Source organism: Mycobacterium sp. 1081908.1, from assembly GCF_001673535.1.
Classification (GTDB): Bacteria; Actinomycetota; Actinomycetes; order Mycobacteriales; family Mycobacteriaceae; genus Mycobacterium.
On sequence record NZ_LZLY01000072.1, the window covers coordinates 1 to 17,370 of the forward strand.

Here is a 17,370-nt window from a genome sequence, read left to right on the forward strand (position 1 = left end):
ACCTTCTCCGACTGGATCGCGATGGCCGTGTCCCTGTTGGACTCGAGCGCCGCGGCCCATATTTCCAGCGTCCGCGCGTAGTGCAGCTGCAACGACTGGATCCGACTCACCTTGAAACCGGCGTCGGTCGCGTGCTCTTCGACCGACGGGATCGTCGGCAGCCATCCGCCGGGGAAGATCTCGGCCAGGATGAACTGGGTGAAGTGAACGACCTCGTGGGTCAGCGGGGTGCCCTGCGCCCTGGCCTCTTTGAAGGTGGGACGCGTGATGCTGTGCAGCATCATGACCCCGTCGGCGGGCAGCACCCGGTAAGCCATCTTGAAGAAATGGCCCCAGCGTTGGCGGCCGAAGTGCTCGAAGGCGCCGATGGAGACGATGCGGTCGACCGGCTCGTCGAACTCTTCCCAGCCCTGCATCCGCACTTCGACGTTGCGCCCGGTCGGGATCGCCGCCAGCCTGGCCTTGCTGTACTCAAACTGGTTGCGGCTCAGCGTAATTCCGATCACGTTGACGTCGAACTTCTCGATCGCCCGCTGCAGGGCGCCGCCCCAACCGCAGCCGATGTCGAGCAGCGTCATACCGGGCTCGAGGTTCAGCTTCCCCAGCGCCAGGTCGAACTTGGCATTCTGGGCTTCTTCGAGGGTCATATCGTCTCGCTCGAAGTAAGCGCAGGTGTAGCCCATTGTCGGGTCTAGGAAAAGCGCGAAAAATTCGTCCGAAACATCGTAGATAGATTGCGACTCTTCGTAATACGGCTCCAACGAAGTCATGGTTGCCCGATACACCTCTCGTTTGTTGACCCGGAGGATAATATCGGATGCGCAGATCGGCCGCTACACGACCACCCGGCCGCGTCAGTAAGTGTAAAAACCTTGGCCGGATTTTTTGCCCAGCCGACCGGCCTCCACCATGCGCAGCAGCAGCGGCGGCGGACCGTATTGCGGTTCTTTGAATTCCTCGAACATTTTGTCCGCGATGAGTTTGAGGGTGTCCAGCCCGACGAGGTCGGACAGCCGCAGCGGGCCCATCGGGTGCGACAAGCCGGCGACGACGGCCTTGTCGACGTCCTCGACGCTGGCGAAGCCGGCCTCCACCATCCGGATCGCCGACAGCAGGTAGGGCACCAGCAGCGCGTTGACCACGAACCCGGACCGGTCCGAGCAGCGCACCACCTGCTTGCCCAGCACCGCGCCGGCGAACTGCTCGGTGCGTGCGGCGGCGGCCTCGTCGGTGACCAGCGTGCTCACCAACTCGACGAGCGGCAGCACCGGCACCGGGTTGAAGAAGTGCAGGCCCAGCACGCGCTGGGGGTTCTTGGTGGCCGCGGCCACCTTCATGATCGGGATGCTGGAGGTGTTCGACGCCAGCACCGCGTCGGGATCGGTGATGACCCGGTCCAGTTCGGCGAAGAGCTCGGCCTTGACGGCCTCGTCCTCGACGATGGCCTCGATCACCAATTGGCGATCGGCCAGGTCTTTCAGGTCGGTGGTGAAGGTCAGCTTGCCCAGCGCGCGGTCCCGCTCCCGCTCGGTCACCTTGCCGGCGCTGACGCCCCGCTCCAGCGACTTGACGATGCGGTTGCGTCCCGCCGTGATCAGCGCCTCGGTCGGCTCGTAGACCGTTACTTCGACTCCCGCGCGGACGGAGACCTCGGCGATACCCGAGCCCATCTGCCCGGCGCCGACAACCCCGACCCGCTGGATCGCTGCGTCGCTCACTTGTCGTTATCTCCAGTCGTATTGTCGTGCACCGCAATAGGCCCCGCCCAGCGTGGCCGGGCGGGGCCTATGCTACTTCAGCCGCTGTTCAGCGCACCGAGCGTGCAGTCACGCTCGGCGTGGGCCGATCAGTGGAACTGGCCCTCTTCGGTCGAGCCGGTCAGCGCCGTGGTCGACGAGGTGGGGTCCACCGTGGTGGCGATCCGGTCGAAGTAACCCGCACCGACCTCGCGCTGGTGCTTGGTCGCGGTGTAGCCACGCTCCTCGGCGGCGAACTCGCGCTCCTGCAGTTCCACGTAGGCGCTCATCTGGTTGCGGGCGTAGCCGTAGGCCAGATCGAACATCGAGTAGTTCAGCGCGTGGAAGCCGGCCAGCGTGATGAACTGGAACTTGAATCCCATTGCGGCAAGCTCCTTTTGGAACTTGGCGATGGTGCCGTCGTCCAGGTGCTTCTTCCAGTTGAAGGACGGCGAGCAGTTGTACGCCAGCATCTGGTCGGGGAACTCCGCCTTCACCGACTCGGAGAACTTGCGCGCCAGCTCGAGGTCCGGGGTGCCGGTCTCCATCCAGATCAGGTCGGCGAACGGGGCGTAGGCCTTGGCGCGCGCGATGCAGGGCTCGATGCCGTTCTTGGTCCGGTAGAAGCCCTCGCGGGTGCGCTCGCCGGTGATGAACGGCTGGTCGCGCTCGTCGACGTCGGACGTGATGAGCGTGGCGGCCTCGGCGTCGGTCCGGGCGATCACCACGGTCGGAACGTCGCAGACGTCGGCGGCCAGCCGGGCCGAGGTGAGCGTGCGGATGTGCTGCTGGGTCGGGATCAGCACCTTGCCACCCAGGTGACCGCACTTCTTCTCCGAGGCGAGCTGGTCCTCCCAGTGCGAACCCGCGACGCCGGCGGCGATCATGGCCTTCTGCAGCTCGAAGACGTTGAGCGCGCCGCCGAAGCCGGCCTCACCGTCGGCAACGATCGGGGCCAGCCAGTTCTCCACCGACCGGTCGCCCTCGACCTTGGCGATCTGGTCGGCGCGCAGCAGCGCGTTGTTGATCCGGCGGACCACCTGCGGCACCGAGTTGGCCGGGTACAGGCTCTGGTCGGGGTAGGTGTGGCCGGACAGGTTGGCGTCACCGGCGACCTGCCACCCGGACAGGTAGATGGCCTTCAGCCCGGCGCGCACCTGCTGGACGGCCTGGTTGCCGGTCAGCGCGCCCAGCGCGTTGACCCACTCCAGGTCGTGCAGCTCTTCCCACAGCACTTCCGCGCCGCGGCGGGCCAGGGTGTTCTCCTCGACGACGGTGCCTTGCAGCGCGACGACGTCCTCGGCGGTGTAGGTGCGCGTGACGCCCTTCCACCGCGGGTTCGTGTCCCAGTCGTGCTGGATCTGCTCGGCGCTCTTGGGGCTGCCAACGACAGACATTGGGCTTACTCCTTTAAACGGTCAACATTGCTGAGTTAACGACGCCAACCGGCTTTGCGACGGTAGCTATGGCTCAACTTCACTGGCGTGCTAACTCGAAGATGACACAGCTTGTTCCTGCAGGTCCACCCGTTTCATTTGCGAATTTCCGCCACAAGATCGCGCGATTTTGCAAACCTTGCGAAGATGAACGCTAACTTAACCGTTCCAGAAGCTACCGGTCAGTAACCATATTTCAGCAGGTCAGAACGGGAATTGTCGGGACCGGAGGTACCGCTACAAAGCGAAGATCGCGGCGACGGCTTTTGTCTCGTCGCCGACGGCGTATGTGAGCGTTGTAACAGCGCGATCGGCCAGGCCGGGACCGAATTGGTCGGTCGAGCCGGCCGGGTGGACGTGCGAGATGATCTCCAGCTTGTCGCCCAGCGCGACGGGCGCCTCGTGCTCGATCGTGGTGCGCAGCGGCCACCGCATCAGGTCGGGGTGCGACGCCAGGTAGTCCTCGATCACGCTCCAGTACACCGAGTTGTTCATGTGGTCGAACAGGTCGATGTCGGTCACCCGGACCGGGAACTCGTGGATCTCGGTCGCGTCGTCGCGGCTGCCGGGCTTGAGATAGCCCTTCCACTTCAGGCGCGTCACGGAAGTGGTCTTGTGCAGGCCCGCCAGGAAGTCGTCGGCGATGCGCGACGGCATCTGGGTCTCCCGGTTGATGTTGATCCAGAACGCCTCGGATTCGATCAGGCCGCCCTTGCGCCCGTCGATGCGGACCCGCATCTCGCACCAGCGGTTCGAGGTGCCCGAACACCAGCGCCGGCACCGCAGCATGTCCTGGAATTCGATCGGGCGGATCAGGTCGACCATGGTGCGGCGGACGATCCACAGCGGATGGGTCTCCTCGAATCCCATCTCGCGCAGCTGGTCCTGGCCGATGTCCTGAATGTGCCGGGCGGCGGCGTCCAGCCGCAGCCGGCCGGTGCGGTCGATGTCACCGACCCGCAGCGGCCACTCGCGACCGAACACGTCGGGATGGCCGTCGGGAACCGGCATCAGTTCTTTGTCCAGGCTCACGGCTCCCCCTCCCTCCACATAATCCACCCAGGTTAACCCCCGTACCCGACGCGAATGATGCCAAACCGCGACTCGGAAACACCAATCATGACCCGGAAGCGGCCTGCTGCCAACTCTGCTAACCACGGCTTCGCAGCGCTCGGTATTCTTCGTTTCGTGGCCAAAACCTTCGTCGGCTCCCGGGTTCGGCAACTCCGCAACGAGCGCGGCTTCTCCCAGGCCGCGCTGGCCCAGATGCTGGAGATCTCGCCGAGCTACCTCAACCAGATCGAGCACGACGTTCGCCCGCTGACGGTCGCCGTGCTGCTGCGGATCACCGAGGTGTTCGGGGTGGACGCGACGTTCTTCGCCTCCCAGGACGACACCCGGCTGGTCGCCGAGCTGCGTGAGGTGACGATGGACCGCGACCTGGACATCGACGTCGACCCGACCGAAGTGGCCGAGATGGTCAGCGCCCATCCCGGGCTGGCCCGCGCGGTGGTCAACCTGCACCGGCGCTACCGGATCACCACCGCGCAGCTGGCCGCGGCCACCGAGGAGCGCTACTCCGACGGCAGCGGCAGCGGGTCGATCACCATGCCCCACGAAGAGGTGCGCGATTACTTCTACCAACGGCAGAACTACCTGCACGAGCTGGACACCGCCGCCGAAGACCTGACCATCAAGATGCGGTTGCACCACGGCGACCTGGCCCGCGAGCTGACCCGCCGGCTCACCGAGGTGCACGGGGTGCACATCGTCAGGCGCATCGATCTCGGGGACACCGTCCTGCACCGCTTCGACCCCGGCACCAAGACGCTGGAGATCAGCAACCACCTCTCCCTGGGTCAGCAGGTGTTCAAGCTGGCCGCGGAACTGGCCTACCTGGAGTTCGGCGACCTGATCGACACCCTGGTCGCCGAGGGCAAGTTCACCAGCGAGGAGTCGCACACGCTGGCGCGGCTGGGGTTGGCCAACTACTTCGCGGCGGCCGCGGTGCTGCCCTACCGCCAATTCCACGACGTCGCAGAGAATTTCCGCTACGACGTCGAGCGGTTGTCGTCGTTCTACTCGGTCAGTTACGAGACCATCGCGCACCGGCTTTCGACGCTGCAACGGCCGACGATGCGGGGCGTGCCGTTCTCGTTCGTCCGGGTGGACCGCGCCGGCAACATGTCAAAACGGCAGTCGGCCACCGGTTTTCACTTCTCGTCCAGTGGCGGGACGTGCCCGCTGTGGAATGTTTATGAGACGTTCGCCAACCCGGGCAAGATCCTGGTGCAGATCGCCCAGATGCCCGACGGCCGCAATTACATGTGGGTGGCACGCACCGTGGAGCGCCGCGCCGCGCGGTATGGTCAGCCCGGTAAGACCTTCGCGATCGGGCTGGGCTGCGAGCTCCGCCACGCGCACCGGCTCGCCTACTCGGAAGGACTCGACTTGTCGGGTGATATCGCCACACCGATCGGCGCGGGCTGCCGGGTCTGCGAACGCGACAACTGCCCCCAGCGGGCGTTCCCGGCGTTGGGACGCGCGTTGGACCTCGACGAGCACCGCAGCACCGTGTCCCCGTACCTGGTGAAGCAGCCATGACCGCGGCGGACGGCCGGATCCCGTCGGGGCGCTTCCGCGAGCTGGGGCCGATCAACTGGGTGATGGCGAAGGCGGCCGCGCGCCGCATGGGGGTGCCGGAGATGCACCTGTTCACCACGCTGGGGCAGCGCCGGGCGCTGTTCTGGACCTGGTCGATGTACAGCGGCCGGCTGCTGCGCGGCCGGCTGCCGGCCATCGACACCGAGTTGGTGATACTGCGGGTCGCGCACGTGCGCGGTTGCGAATACGAGCTGCAGCACCATCGCGGGATGGCGCGCCGTCAGGGCCTCGACGACGACCTGCAGGCCGCGATTTTCGCCTGGCCCGAGACGCTGGACCGGGTCGAGGCGCGCCTGACCGTCCGGCAGCAGGCGCTGCTGGCGGCCACCGACGAGTTCGTCAAGGATCGCACCGTCACCGACGGCACCTGGCGGGAGCTGGCGACGCACCTGGATCGGCGCCAGCTGATCGAATTCTGCTTGCTGGCAAGCCAATACGACGGCCTGGCCGCGACGATGTCGGCCCTTGCCATCCCGCTGGACAGGCCCAGCTAGAAGTAGACGTCGGCCAGCACGGCCAGCGTCAGCGCCAGGGGCGCGACGGGCAGGCCGAAGCCGAACCCCGACCACGCGTGCTTCCCGCGGCGGCGTTGCAGGAGGCCCCACAGCACGGCGCCGACGGCGAGCACGGCCGAGCCGAGCAGCACCGTCGGGGCCCACTGGCCCACCGCCGCGTTGTCGTCGGCGATCGAAAAGGCCACCAACCACAGGACATAACCCGCGGCAACCCCGCCGATGACGCCGATCACGGTGTCGCTGCGCATCGGAGCTCAGAAGTTGATCATGTGGCCGGTCAAGCCGTGGAAGCATTCCTGCAGCGCCTCGGACATGGTCGGGTGGGTGTGCACGTTGCGGGCCAGCTCGGTGGCGGTCAGGTCCCACTTCTGGGCCAGCGTGAGCTCGGGCAGCAACTCGGACACGTCGTGGCCGATCAGGTGTCCGCCCAGCAGCTCGCCGTACCTGCTGTCGGCGACCAGCTTGACGAAGCCGCTGGGGTCGCCAACCCCGTGCGCCTTGGCGTTTGCGGTGAACGGGAACTTGGCCACCACGACGTCGTAGCCTTCCTCGCGGGCCTGCTCCTCGGTGAGCCCGAAGCTCGCGACGTTCGGCTGGCAGAAGGTCGCGCGCGGCAACATCCGGTAGTCGCCGAGCGCCAAAGTCTCGGCGCCGGCGATGGTTTCGGCCGCCACGACGCCCATGGCCTCGGCGACGTGGGCGAGCATCAGCTTGCCGGTGACGTCGCCGATGGCGTAGACGTGGTCGACGTTGGTGCGCATGTAGTCGGTGATGCCGATCGCTTTGCGGTCGGTCAGCGCGACGCCGGCCGCCTCCAGGCCGTAGCCCTCGACGTTGGGCGCGAAACCGATGGCCTGCAACACCTTTTCGGCCTTGAGGTCCTCGGACTTGCCGTCCTTGCTGACGGCGACGGTGACCACCGCGCCGTCGTCGTTGATGGCCTCCACCTTGGTGCCGGTCAGGACCTTGACGCCCAGCTTCTTGAACTGCTTCTCGATCTCCTTGGACACCTCGGCGTCCTCGTTGGGCAGCGCGCGCGGCAGGAACTCGACGATGGTGACGTCGACGCCGTAGTTCTTCAGCACGTAGCCGAACTCCATGCCGATGGCCCCGGCACCGGCGATCACGATCGACTCCGGCAGCTCGCGGGACATGATCAGTTCTTCGTACGTGACGACGTTGGCGGACAGCGACGTTCCCGGGACCAGCCGGGTGCTGCTGCCGGTGGCGATGATGACGTTGTCGAACGTGACCGTCTCGGTTCCGCCGTCGTTGAGGTCGACGGACAGCGTGTGGGAATCGGTGAACCTGCCGTACCCGTGGATCTCGGTGATCTTGTTCTTCTTCATCAGGAAGTGCACGCCGGCGACGCGACCCTCGGCCACCTTGCGGCTGCGGTCGAAGGCGACGCCGTAGTCGAAGGTCGCCTCGCCGCCGATGCCGAAGGTCTTGGCCTCCTTGGTGAAGATGTGGGCGAGTTCGGCGTTGCGCAGCAACGCCTTGGACGGGATGCAGCCGACGTTGAGGCAGACTCCGCCCCAGTACTTCGGCTCGACGATCGCGGTGTTCAAGCCGAGCTGTGCGGCGCGAATGGCCGCGACATATCCGCCGGGGCCGGCCCCGAGGACGACGACGTCATAGTGGGTCACGAGCCCTACCCTAATGGCCTAGTACGGGACGACGCCGATCAGGCAGTGGCCGGTGTGGGCGCAGTAGTAGTAGCCGTACAGGGGCGCCGCGGCCGCGACCGAGGCGAACGGCCCCGACATCACCGTGAGCGCCAGCGCGGAGACCAGCGGCCTGCCCTCCGCCATCGCCAGCAGCACGCCGCCCACCGCGCACGCCACGACGTACACCAGGACCGTGAACACCGCGGGGGTCTTGTCGATCGAGTGATACCACCAGTAGAAGAGCCCGAGCCCGACCACGCCCGCCACGATCCACGCGCCGAAGAGGACCAGAACCAGGTGCCACCACCGCAGGTACTGGTAGCGGCCGGGCACGGTGACCGGCTGCACCGGCAGGGCGCCGCCTTCGGCCCCGGCATCCTCCCCGGCCGCCTCCTCCTCGGCGTCCGGGGCGGGCTCGGCCGCCTCGGCCGCGGGCCGCGCGCCGGTGTCGTCGCCGTCGTCGTCGGAGAAGTCCGGGACCCACGATTTGGTGCCGGTGTCCTCGTCGTCAGCCACCGCAGGCCACCCGCAGCGCGACGAGCACGCCGAACCAGCCCGGCGCGAGCGACAGGATGAACGCGCCCAGCGCGGTGACCCAGCGGCGCCCGGAGAACAGGACCGTCAGCAGCCCGAGCGCCGCGGGAACCCCGAGCACCAGCGCGATGACGACGTCGGGCCGCATCCTCGCGTGGACCAACACGGTGAGCGCGACCCCGGCCAACAGCCCGACCGCGCAGCCGATCAGCATGGCGCCGGCCAGCAGCCGGGGACGCGGGAGCGGGATCACGCTGACGAGGGTAGCGCCGTCATCGGGTGCGAGGGTTGCACGTTTCCGGCGCGGCCGCCGGATCGGGCGCCACCACCGGGCCGCGCGCCGACGGGCGTTCGCCGCGCTCGTAGGCGGCGCCCGTGATCACGGGTTCGGCCGCCAGCTCGGCCCGTTCTTGGTCGGTGAACACGCGCCCGCGGGACAGGAACCGCACGCCCTCGGGCGCCTCCAGGCTGAACCCGCCGCCGCGTCCCGGGACGACGTCGATGACCAGCTGGGTGTGCTTCCACGTCTGGTACTGCGGGCCCGAAATCCACACCGGCACGCCGTCCCCGACATCGAGGACGCCGAGCAGGACGTCGCGGTCGCCGACGATGAAGTCCCCCCGCGGGTAGCACATCGGCGACGACCCGTCGCAGCAGCCGCCGGACTGGTGGAACATCACCGGGCCGTGCCGGTCCTGCAGGCGCGCCAGCAGGTCGGCCGCGCCGCGAGTGATGACCGCACCGGGGACCGTCAGAAGAACCCCTGCGCCTTCTCGGAGTAGGACACCAGCATGTTCTTGGTCTGCTGGTAGTGGTCGAGCATCATCTTGTGGTTCTCCCGGCCGATGCCGGACTGCTTGTAGCCGCCGAACGCCGCGTGCGCGGGATAGGCGTGGTAGCAGTTGACCCACACCCGGCCCGCCTGGATGTCGCGCCCGGCCCGGTAGGCGGTGTTGCCGTCGCGGCTCCACACGCCCGCACCCAGCCCGTAGAGGGTGTCGTTGGCGATCGAGATCGCGTCGTCGTAGTCGGTGAACGACGTCACCGCCACCACCGGCCCGAAGATCTCCTCCTGGAAGATCCGCATCTTGTTGTTGCCGCCGAAGATCGTGGGCTGCATGTAATAGCCGCCGGCGAGGTCGCCGCCCAGCTCGGCGCGCTCGCCGCCGCAAATGACCCGCGCGCCTTCGTTTTTGCCGATCTCGATGTAGGACAGGATCTTTTCCATCTGGTCATTGGACGCCTGCGAACCCAGCATCGTCTCGCTGTCCAGCGGGTCGCCCTGCCGGACCGCCTTGGTGCGGATCGCGGCCAGCTCGAGGAACTCGTCGTAGATGTCGGCCTGGATCAGGCTGCGCGACGGGCACGTACACACCTCGCCCTGGTTGAGGGCGAACATCGTGAAGCCCTCGAGCGCCTTGTCCTGGAAGTCGTCGCCCTGGGCCATCACGTCGGAGAAGAAGATGTTGGGGCTCTTGCCGCCGAGTTCCAGGGTGACCGGGATCAGGTTCTGCGAGGCGTACTGCATGATCAGCCGCCCGGTGGTGGTTTCGCCGGTGAACGCGACCTTCGCGATCCGGTTGCTCGACGCCAGCGGCTTGCCCGCCTCGGCGCCGAAGCCGTTGACCACGTTGAGCACCCCCGCGGGCAACAGGTCACCGATCACCGACATCAGGTAGAGCACCGAAACCGGCGTCTGCTCCGCGGGTTTGAGCACCACCGCGTTGCCGGCCGCCAGCGCCGGCGCCATCTTCCACGCGGCCATCAGGATGGGGAAGTTCCACGGAATGATCTGTCCCACCACCCCGAGCGGCTCGTGGAAGTGGTAGGCGACGGTGTCCTCGTCGATCTGCGACAACGAGCCCTCCTGCGCGCGGAGCGCCGCCGCGAAATACCGGAAATGGTCGGCCGCCAACGGGATGTCGGCGGCCAGCGCCTCGCGGATCGGTTTGCCGTTGTCCCAGACCTCGGCCACCGCCAGCGCGGCCGTGTTCCCCTCGATCCGGTCGGCGATCTTGTTCAGGAGCGCCGCCCGCTCGGCGGGCGCGGTCTTGCCCCACGCCGGGGCCGCCGCGTGCGCGGCGTCCAGCGCCTTGTCGATGTCGGCCTCGTCGGAGCGGGCGACCTCACAGAAGGTCTGGCCGGTCACCGGCGTCGGGTTTTCGAAGTAGCGGCCGCCCGCGGGGGCGACCCACTGTCCCCCGATGAAGTTCTCGTACCGGGATTCGTACGACATCAACGCCCCGGCGGCGCCCGGACGTGCGAAAACAGTCATCGGTTCAGCTCCTTGTTCTTTCGCGTGACAATGCTCACAGTACGCCGCGGTCACCCCGTAGAGTCGGGGTCGGACGTTGGGGGTGAGCATGTCCGAGATCAATTCGCCCGAGGCGGCCATGCGTCATTGGAGCGCGGTCGCGCCGGCGTGGGACGCCTACCGCGACCGCCTTTTCTCCGACGCGCGCCCGGTGTCGGATTGGCTCGTCGAACAGGTCGATCCGCAGCCGGGACAGACCGTGCTGGAGCTGACCGCCGGCCCCGGGGAAACCGGCTTCCTCGCCGCTGCCCGCCTCGGCTCGACGGGGCGTCTCATCTCCAGTGACTTCGTGCCGGCGATGGTGGCGGCGGCTCGTCGCCGGGCCGACGAGCTGGGCCTGACCAACGTCGAGTGCCGCGTCATCGACGCGCAGCTGATCGACCTGCCCGACGCCAGCGTCGACGGGGTGCTTTCCCGGTTCGGGCTGATGTTGATCCCCCAGCAGGAACGCGCGGCCGCGGAGATCCGGCGCGTGCTGCGGCAGGGCGGCCGCTGCGCGTACGCGACGTGGGGGCCGCCCGAGCACAACCCGTGGATCTTCCAGGTCGTCGTGGCCCTGTTGCAGAACGGAGTCGCACCACCCGGGGACGCCTTCGCGCCCGGCGGCATCTTCTCGCTCGCCACCCGCGAGCGGAACCACGCCCTCCTCGGCGCGGCCGGCTTCTCGGACGTCGCGGTCGAAGAGCTCACCGGCGTCATGCGATTCGACAGCGCGGAGGACCACTGGACGTACGTCGCCGCGATCGCCGGGCCGCTAGCGGAACTGGTCGGCTCGCTGGATCCCGGGCAAGTCCAGGCCGTCCGGGCGACACTCGGCCAGTCCCTGGCGTCCTATCAACGCGACGGCGCGCTGGAACTGCCCTGGACGGCGGTCGTCACGAGGGCGTCGTAGGGGCCGGACGGCCGGCCGTCAGAATGGCCGTCATGACCGACGACCCCTACCTCTGGCTCGAGGACGTCACCGGCGACGACGCGCTGGCGTGGGTGCGCGCGCGCAACGAGCCCACCCTGGCCGAGTTCCGCGACGGGCAGTTCGAGCGGATGCGCGCCGAGGCCCTCGAGGTGCTCGACACCGACGCCCGCATTCCGTACGTGGTCCGCCGCGGCGAACACCTCTACAACTTCTGGCGCGACGCGGCCAACCCGCGCGGGCTGTGGCGCCGCACCACGCTGGACAGCTACCGCACCGCCGCCCCGGAATGGGACGTCCTGATCGACGTCGACGAGCTGGGCCGCACCGACGACACGAACTGGGTGTGGGCGGGCGCCGGCGTCATCGAGCCCGACCACACCCGCGCGTTGGTCGGCCTGTCCCGCGGCGGCTCGGACGCGTCGGTCGTGCGCGAATTCGACATGCGCACACGCGAATTCGTTCCCGACGGGTTCGAGCTTCCCGAGGCCAAGTCGCAGGTGGCGTGGGCCGACCCGGACACCGTGCTGGTCGGCACCGACTTCGGTGCCGACTCGCTCACCGAGTCCGGCTACCCGCGGGTGATCAAGCGATGGCGGCGCGGCACCCCGCTGGCCGAGGCGGAGACCGTCTTCGAGGGTGCGCGCTCCGACGTCCGCGTCTCCGCCTCGGTCGATCGGACGCCGGGATTCGAGCGCACTTTTCTGGCCCGGGCGCTCGACTTCTGGAACGAGGAGGTCTACGAGCTGCGCGGCCCCGAGCTGATCCGCATCGACGCGCCCACCGACGCGGGCCTGTCCATGCACCGCGAGTGGATCCTGATCGAGCTGCGCACGGATTGGTACACCGGCGACGCGACCTACCCCGCGGGTTCGCTGCTGGCGGCCGACTACGACGAATTCCTGGCGGGCACAGCGCAATTGCGCGTGGTGTTCGAGCCCGACGCGCACACGGCGCTGAACCACTACGCGTGGACGAAGGACCGCCTGCTGATGGTCACGCTGGCCGACGTGGCCAGCCGGGTGGAGATCGTCACGCCGGGGAGTTGGCGACGCGAGCCGCTCGCGGGCATCCCGGCCGCGACCAACACCGTCGTCGTCGCGGCCGACGACAAAGGCGACGAGTTCTTCCTCGACTCCAGCGGATTCGTCGCGCCGTCGCGCCTGATGCGCGGCACCGGCGACTCGCCACTCGAGGAGATCAAATCGGCCCCGGCGTTCTTCGACACCGAAAACATATCCGTGTCACAGCATTTCGTCGCATCAGAAGATGGCACCCCGATCCCGTACTTCGTCGTGCGGCGCGGCGATGCCGACGGCCCCGGTCCCACGCTGCTGAGCGGGTACGGCGGATTCGAAACCGCCAACACGCCGGCCTACAGCGGCGTGCTGGGCCGGCTGTGGCTGGCCCGCGGGGGCAGCTACGTGTTGGCCAACATCCGCGGCGGCGGTGAGTACGGGCCCGGCTGGCACACCCAGGCGATGCGCGAGAACCGGCACAAGGTCGCCGAGGACTTCGCCGCGGTGGCAACCGATTTGGTGGACCGCGGCATCACCACGGTCGGGCAGCTGGGCGCCCGGGGCGGCAGCAATGGCGGGCTGCTGATGGGCATCATGCTGACCCGTTACCCGGAGAAGTTCGGCGCGCTGGTGTGCGACGTGCCGCTGCTGGACATGAAGCGCTACCACCTGCTGCTGGCCGGGGCGTCGTGGATGGCCGAATACGGCGACCCGGACGATCCCGAGGATTGGGCGTTCATTTCCGAATACTCCCCGTACCAGAACATTTCACCGACCCGCGACTATCCGCCCGTGCTGATGACCACCTCCACCCGCGACGATCGGGTGCATCCCGGTCACGCCCGCAAGATGACGGCCGCCCTGCAGGCCGCCGGCCACCAGGTCTGGTACTACGAGAACATCGAGGGCGGCCACGCCGGCGCGGCCGACAACGAACAGGTCGCGTTCAAGTCGGCGCTCAGCTTCTCGTTCCTCTGGCGCATGCTGTCGACCCGACTAAGCTCTAAGGTGATCTAACTGATTTTGTCGAGGAGGCGCGGATCATGCGAGCACTGAGGTTCATCGGCTTGGCGACGGTGACGGCGATCGCCCCCATCGCGGTCATCCTCGGAACCGGCCCGGCGCACGCCGACACCGACCTTGGGAAACCGTGCGCGCCGGAGGGCGCGAAGGTGTGGGGGAACCCCGGCCCGATCTACTGCGAGCGCCAGGCGGACGGGCAGACGCAATGGGTGTCCATTCCCGTCTCGGCGATGTGCGTGGCGTTCTGCGTCAATCACCCGTAGAGGTCTGGATCGTCGCGCCGGTTCCGGCGCCCGATCATCCAGGCGATAAGCACCACCGCCATCGCGAGCCCCCCGTATCTCAGCGCCGAGGGCCACCAGTGTTCGGCGTGCTGGGCGGGCGCCTTGAGCGCGGCCAGGGCCACCAAGTAACCGCCATCGTCGGTCGGCCCCGCTTCCGGTAGCGACTGGGTCCTGGTGACCCTGATCTGGGCGGGGCTGCTGGGGTCGTTGATCTGACCCCAGGCCAGGGTGGCGTCGTCGAGCAGGAAGGTGTCCTGGCTGCCCGCCGGTTGGCCGGCATCGTGCCCCAGCACTACCACTTGGCCGACCGCCACGGTCTGGTTGGCCGCGGCGACGTACGCGGCGACGTCCTGGTACACCTCCGGGGGCGCCGGCGGGTTGTAGCTCGGCGGCGGCGGGCCGCTCGAACCCGCCGGCGGTATCCAGGCCCCGCCGTAGAAGCTGCCCGACGCGACATGGCTGTAGCCGACCGCGGTGAACGGGAACACGCCGGTGGCGGCGGCGTCGAGCACGATCCGGCCGCCGGCCGGCACGAACGCCTCCCGATAGGCGCCGTCGTAGAAGTAGCGGAAGGTCATCGCCTCACTGAGCGGGTTGTACAGGGCAGGGCGGTGGTTGTCGTCGTAGTCGACGTAGTCCCAGTGCCGGGGGCGCACCAATTCCTGGTTGTCGGCCTTGATCACGTCGACGTTGCCGCCGCGGGCGTCGACGACGTTCTGCACCTGGCGACTGAAGTCGTAGACCTGGCTCGGCGGCTCCAGCGGGCGGGCGGGGTTGATCCGCGTCGCCGGTGCGGCCTTGGCGTCCGCGACCGCGTTCGGCGGCACATCCAGACCCTTCGGCGGCGCCACCACCGAGGCGTTTCCCGCCGACCCAGGGGGCAGTTTCGGCGTCTGCACCGGAACCGGCGTTGGGGTCGAGGGGCTCGGCGGAACGGGTCGGGGCGCGGGCGGCACGGGCGGCAGCGGAACCAGCTCCGGCGGAGCCTCCGGAGTCGGCACCGGCACCCTGCTCGGGGCCGGCTGGGCGGGCCGGGGCGGCGCGGCGTTGTAGCACACGTTCGCGGTGTGATATTCCTCCACGTAAGCCAGGCAGTTCTGGCAGGACACCGGGTTCGACCCGTCGCCGGCGCATGGGGCCGCCTGTGCCACAACGGGTGTGGTGGCCGGCACGGTCAACGCCGCCAGCGCCAACGCGGCGGCCGCCGCCGTCGCGATCACCTTGCCCATTGCTCCCTGGCCGATCAACCTGGGCCGCCGGTCACGTTCGAACGCCGCCCCGCCCACTGGCAGACCTTCCCACCCCCACCTGGTTGGACATGCTAGCGACCGCGGCTGAGAGGGCGGGTTCGGGGCGGCTCACCCGAGCGGCCATAGGATCGTCGCGTGGCGGTCACCGAACGCATCGAACTCACCCTGCTGGCGACCGGTTTGATCTTCGTCGTGGCCGGGGCGGCGCAAGCGCGCTACCGCTTCATCAAAGAACGCCGCCCGGGTCGACGGTTCTACTGGGCCACCTCGGCCATCGGGATCGTCTCGTTCGCGGCCGGGGTGGGCAAAATCTGGCCCAACGCCGTCGCCGTGGCGGCGATCTTTTCCGCGGTCGTCGCGTTCTCGGCCTACCTGACGACGCCGTATCTGAAGATCGGCGGGCGAATCTACGCCTCGTCGCCGGAAAACCGGCAGCCCGACCCCCCGGTCGAGGAGCGCTAGCCCACACTTGGGCCATGCCGACACCCGACTTCGAAACGCTGCTGTACACGACGGCCGGCCCGGTCGCCACCATCACGCTGAACCGCCCCGAGCAGCTCAACACGATCGTCCCGCCCATGCCCGACGAGATCGAGGCCGCCGTCGGGCTGGCCGAGCGCGACCACGAGATCAAGGTGATCGTGCTGCGCGGCGCGGGCCGCGCCTTCTCCGGCGGCTACGACTTTGGCGGCGGCTTTGCGCACTGGGGCGACGCGATGATGACCGACGGCAAGTGGGACCCCGGCAAGGACTTCGCCATGATCACCGCGCGCGAGACCGGGCCGACGCAGAAGTTCATGGCCATCTGGCGCGCCTCCAAACCGGTGATCGCGCAGGTGCACGGCTGGTGCGTCGGCGGGGCCAGCGACTACGCGCTGTGCGCCGACATCGTGATCGCCAGCGAGGACGCCGTGATCGGCACCCCGTACAGCCGGATGTGGGGCGCGTACCTGACCGGCATGTGGCTCTACCGGCTGAGCCTCGCCAAGGTCAAGTGGCACTCGCTGACCGGCAGACCGCTGACCGGCGTCCAGGCCGCCGAGGTCGAGTTGATCAACGAGGCGGTGCCGTTCGAGCGGCTCGAGGCGCGCGTCGCCGAGACCGCCGCCGAGCTGGCGCGAATCCCGTTGTCGCAGTTGCGCGCGCAGAAGCTGGTGGTCAACCAGGCCTACGAGAACATGGGCCTGGCCTCCACGCAGATGCTGGGCGGCATCCTCGACGGCCTGATGCGCAACACCCCCGAGGCGCTCGACTTCATCGAGACGGCCAAGACCCAGGGCGTACGCGCGGCGGTCGAGCGCCGCGACGGTCCGTTCGGCGATTACAGCCAGGCCCCGCCGGAGCTGCGGCCGGATCCCCGCCACGTCATCGTGCCTGATCGCGATGGATAGTGAGATGAACTACGAATATGCCCCGGGCCCCCCATCGGCCCCGTGAAAGTGCTACCGTAACGACTATGTCTCGGCTGAGTTCCGGCCTGCGCGCAGGCGTCGTTTTTGTAGCTTTCCTGGTAGCCATGAGCATCGCGGCTGCGACGTTCCCGAAGACGGCCGCGGCCGATTCCACCGAGGACTTCCCCGTTCCACGCCGGCAGATCGCGACCACCTGCGACGCCGAGCAGTATCTGGCGGCCGTGCGGGACACCAGCCCGGTGTACTACCAGCGGTACATGATCGACTTCAACAACCACGCCAACCTTCAGCAGGCAGTGATTGACAAGGCGCACTGGTTTTACTCGCTGTCACCAGAGGACCGCAGGACTTATTCCGAAAACTTCTACAACGGTGACCCGCTGACGTTCGCCTGGGTCAATCACATGAAGATCTTCTTCAACAACAAGGGCGTCGTCGCCAAGGCCACCGACGTGTGCAACCAATACCCACCCGGCGACATGTCGGTGTGGAACTGGTCCTAGATCCACTCTGGCCTTTATTCACGCGCCGGTTTAAACTCGGCGACTGTCGGGAATCGTTTATTTCCCCGCTTTTGGGGACAAATCAATAGTTCTTGACTGG

Annotated in this window: 19 protein-coding genes; 8 read left to right on the forward strand and 11 right to left on the reverse strand. The window is 67.9% G+C overall.

Features of this window, described 5'->3' with window-relative positions:
• The 4 genes from A5655_RS10395 to A5655_RS10410 all read right to left on the reverse strand — a co-directional run.
• Nucleotides 1–770: cyclopropane mycolic acid synthase family methyltransferase (locus tag A5655_RS10395; RefSeq protein WP_067009230.1), on the reverse strand; the 770-nt coding region annotated here is incomplete at its 3' end.
• A gap of 84 nt (nt 771–854) precedes the next feature.
• On the reverse strand, nt 855–1,718 hold the full coding sequence (locus A5655_RS10400) for a 3-hydroxybutyryl-CoA dehydrogenase (protein ID WP_067009233.1): 864 nt from the start codon (nt 1,716–1,718) through the stop codon (nt 855–857).
• Nucleotides 1,719–1,846: 128 nt separating this feature from the next.
• Nucleotides 1,847–3,133: an isocitrate lyase gene (gene aceA, locus A5655_RS10405; RefSeq protein WP_067009237.1), complete on the reverse strand. Its 1,287-nt coding sequence runs from the start codon at nt 3,131–3,133 to the stop codon at nt 1,847–1,849.
• A 276-nt stretch (nt 3,134–3,409) separates the two neighbouring features.
• A complete protein-coding gene (locus A5655_RS10410) occupies nt 3,410–4,204 on the reverse strand; it encodes an acyl-[acyl-carrier-protein] thioesterase (RefSeq protein ID WP_067009240.1) in 795 nt (264 codons plus the stop codon).
• A 156-nt stretch (nt 4,205–4,360) separates the two neighbouring features.
• Here A5655_RS10410 and ramB point away from each other — a divergent pair, with 156 nt between their 5' ends.
• Together ramB and A5655_RS10420 are read left to right on the forward strand one after the other, a co-directional pair.
• Nucleotides 4,361–5,776, forward strand: coding sequence for an acetate metabolism transcriptional regulator RamB (gene ramB / locus A5655_RS10415; RefSeq protein WP_067009243.1), 1,416 nt, complete (start codon nt 4,361–4,363; stop codon nt 5,774–5,776).
• A complete protein-coding gene (locus tag A5655_RS10420; protein ID WP_067009246.1) occupies nt 5,773–6,330 on the forward strand; it encodes a carboxymuconolactone decarboxylase family protein in 558 nt (185 codons plus the stop codon). Before ramB ends, A5655_RS10420 begins: the two co-directional genes overlap by 4 nt.
• Here A5655_RS10420 and A5655_RS10425 read toward each other — a convergent pair.
• The 6 genes from A5655_RS10425 to adh are packed head-to-tail and all read right to left on the reverse strand — an operon-like array spanning nt 6,327 to nt 10,830.
• Complete coding sequence (locus A5655_RS10425) at nt 6,327–6,599, reverse strand: hypothetical protein (protein ID WP_067009258.1); 273 nt, start codon at nt 6,597–6,599, stop codon at nt 6,327–6,329. The genes A5655_RS10420 and A5655_RS10425 overlap by 4 nt on opposite strands.
• A 6-nt stretch (nt 6,600–6,605) precedes the next feature.
• The gene (lpdA, locus tag A5655_RS10430) at nt 6,606–8,000 is read right to left on the reverse strand and encodes a dihydrolipoyl dehydrogenase (protein ID WP_067009261.1); all 1,395 of its coding nucleotides are present in this window, start codon (nt 7,998–8,000) and stop codon (nt 6,606–6,608) included.
• Between the two features lie 18 nt (nt 8,001–8,018).
• Nucleotides 8,019–8,537, reverse strand: coding sequence for a hypothetical protein (locus A5655_RS10435; RefSeq protein WP_067009264.1), 519 nt, complete (start codon nt 8,535–8,537; stop codon nt 8,019–8,021).
• A complete protein-coding gene (locus A5655_RS10440; RefSeq protein WP_067009267.1) occupies nt 8,530–8,808 on the reverse strand; it encodes a putative holin in 279 nt (92 codons plus the stop codon). Before A5655_RS10440 ends, A5655_RS10435 begins: the two co-directional genes overlap by 8 nt.
• Before the next feature lie 19 nt (nt 8,809–8,827).
• Nucleotides 8,828–9,310, reverse strand: a complete 483-nt coding sequence (locus A5655_RS10445) for a DUF779 domain-containing protein (protein ID WP_067009320.1) — start codon at nt 9,308–9,310, stop codon at nt 8,828–8,830.
• The gene (adh, locus tag A5655_RS10450) at nt 9,307–10,830 is read right to left on the reverse strand and encodes an aldehyde dehydrogenase (protein WP_067009271.1); all 1,524 of its coding nucleotides are present in this window, start codon (nt 10,828–10,830) and stop codon (nt 9,307–9,309) included. The genes A5655_RS10445 and adh overlap by 4 nt, the downstream gene beginning before the upstream one ends.
• Nucleotides 10,831–10,918: 88 nt before the next feature.
• Here adh and A5655_RS10455 point away from each other — a divergent pair, with 88 nt between their 5' ends.
• From A5655_RS10455 to A5655_RS10465, 3 genes are read left to right on the forward strand one after another with little or no spacing between them, the layout of a single operon-like run.
• Nucleotides 10,919–11,761: a class I SAM-dependent methyltransferase gene (locus A5655_RS10455; protein ID WP_156764807.1), complete on the forward strand. Its 843-nt coding sequence runs from the start codon at nt 10,919–10,921 to the stop codon at nt 11,759–11,761.
• A 32-nt stretch (nt 11,762–11,793) separates the two neighbouring features.
• The gene (locus tag A5655_RS10460; protein WP_231999121.1) at nt 11,794–13,815 is read left to right on the forward strand and encodes a prolyl oligopeptidase family protein; all 2,022 of its coding nucleotides are present in this window, start codon (nt 11,794–11,796) and stop codon (nt 13,813–13,815) included.
• 26 nt (nt 13,816–13,841) lie between these two features.
• Complete coding sequence (locus A5655_RS10465; protein WP_067009280.1) at nt 13,842–14,084, forward strand: hypothetical protein; 243 nt, start codon at nt 13,842–13,844, stop codon at nt 14,082–14,084.
• Here A5655_RS10465 and A5655_RS10470 read toward each other — a convergent pair.
• On the reverse strand, nt 14,075–15,334 hold the full coding sequence (locus A5655_RS10470; protein ID WP_067009283.1) for a hypothetical protein: 1,260 nt from the start codon (nt 15,332–15,334) through the stop codon (nt 14,075–14,077). The two genes, A5655_RS10465 and A5655_RS10470, sit on opposite strands and share 10 nt — an antisense overlap.
• Before the next feature lie 156 nt (nt 15,335–15,490).
• Between A5655_RS10470 and A5655_RS10475 the strand changes: the two genes are divergently transcribed.
• From A5655_RS10475 to A5655_RS10485, 3 genes are all read left to right on the forward strand, one after another.
• A complete protein-coding gene (locus tag A5655_RS10475; RefSeq protein ID WP_067009286.1) occupies nt 15,491–15,817 on the forward strand; it encodes a hypothetical protein in 327 nt (108 codons plus the stop codon).
• A 14-nt stretch (nt 15,818–15,831) separates the two neighbouring features.
• Complete coding sequence (locus A5655_RS10480; protein WP_067009287.1) at nt 15,832–16,746, forward strand: crotonase/enoyl-CoA hydratase family protein; 915 nt, start codon at nt 15,832–15,834, stop codon at nt 16,744–16,746.
• 65 nt (nt 16,747–16,811) lie between these two features.
• Nucleotides 16,812–17,270 (forward strand): DUF5078 domain-containing protein, encoded by a 459-nt coding sequence (locus A5655_RS10485; RefSeq protein WP_067009291.1) that lies wholly within the window; start codon nt 16,812–16,814, stop codon nt 17,268–17,270.
• Nucleotides 17,271–17,370 lie beyond the last annotated feature (100 nt).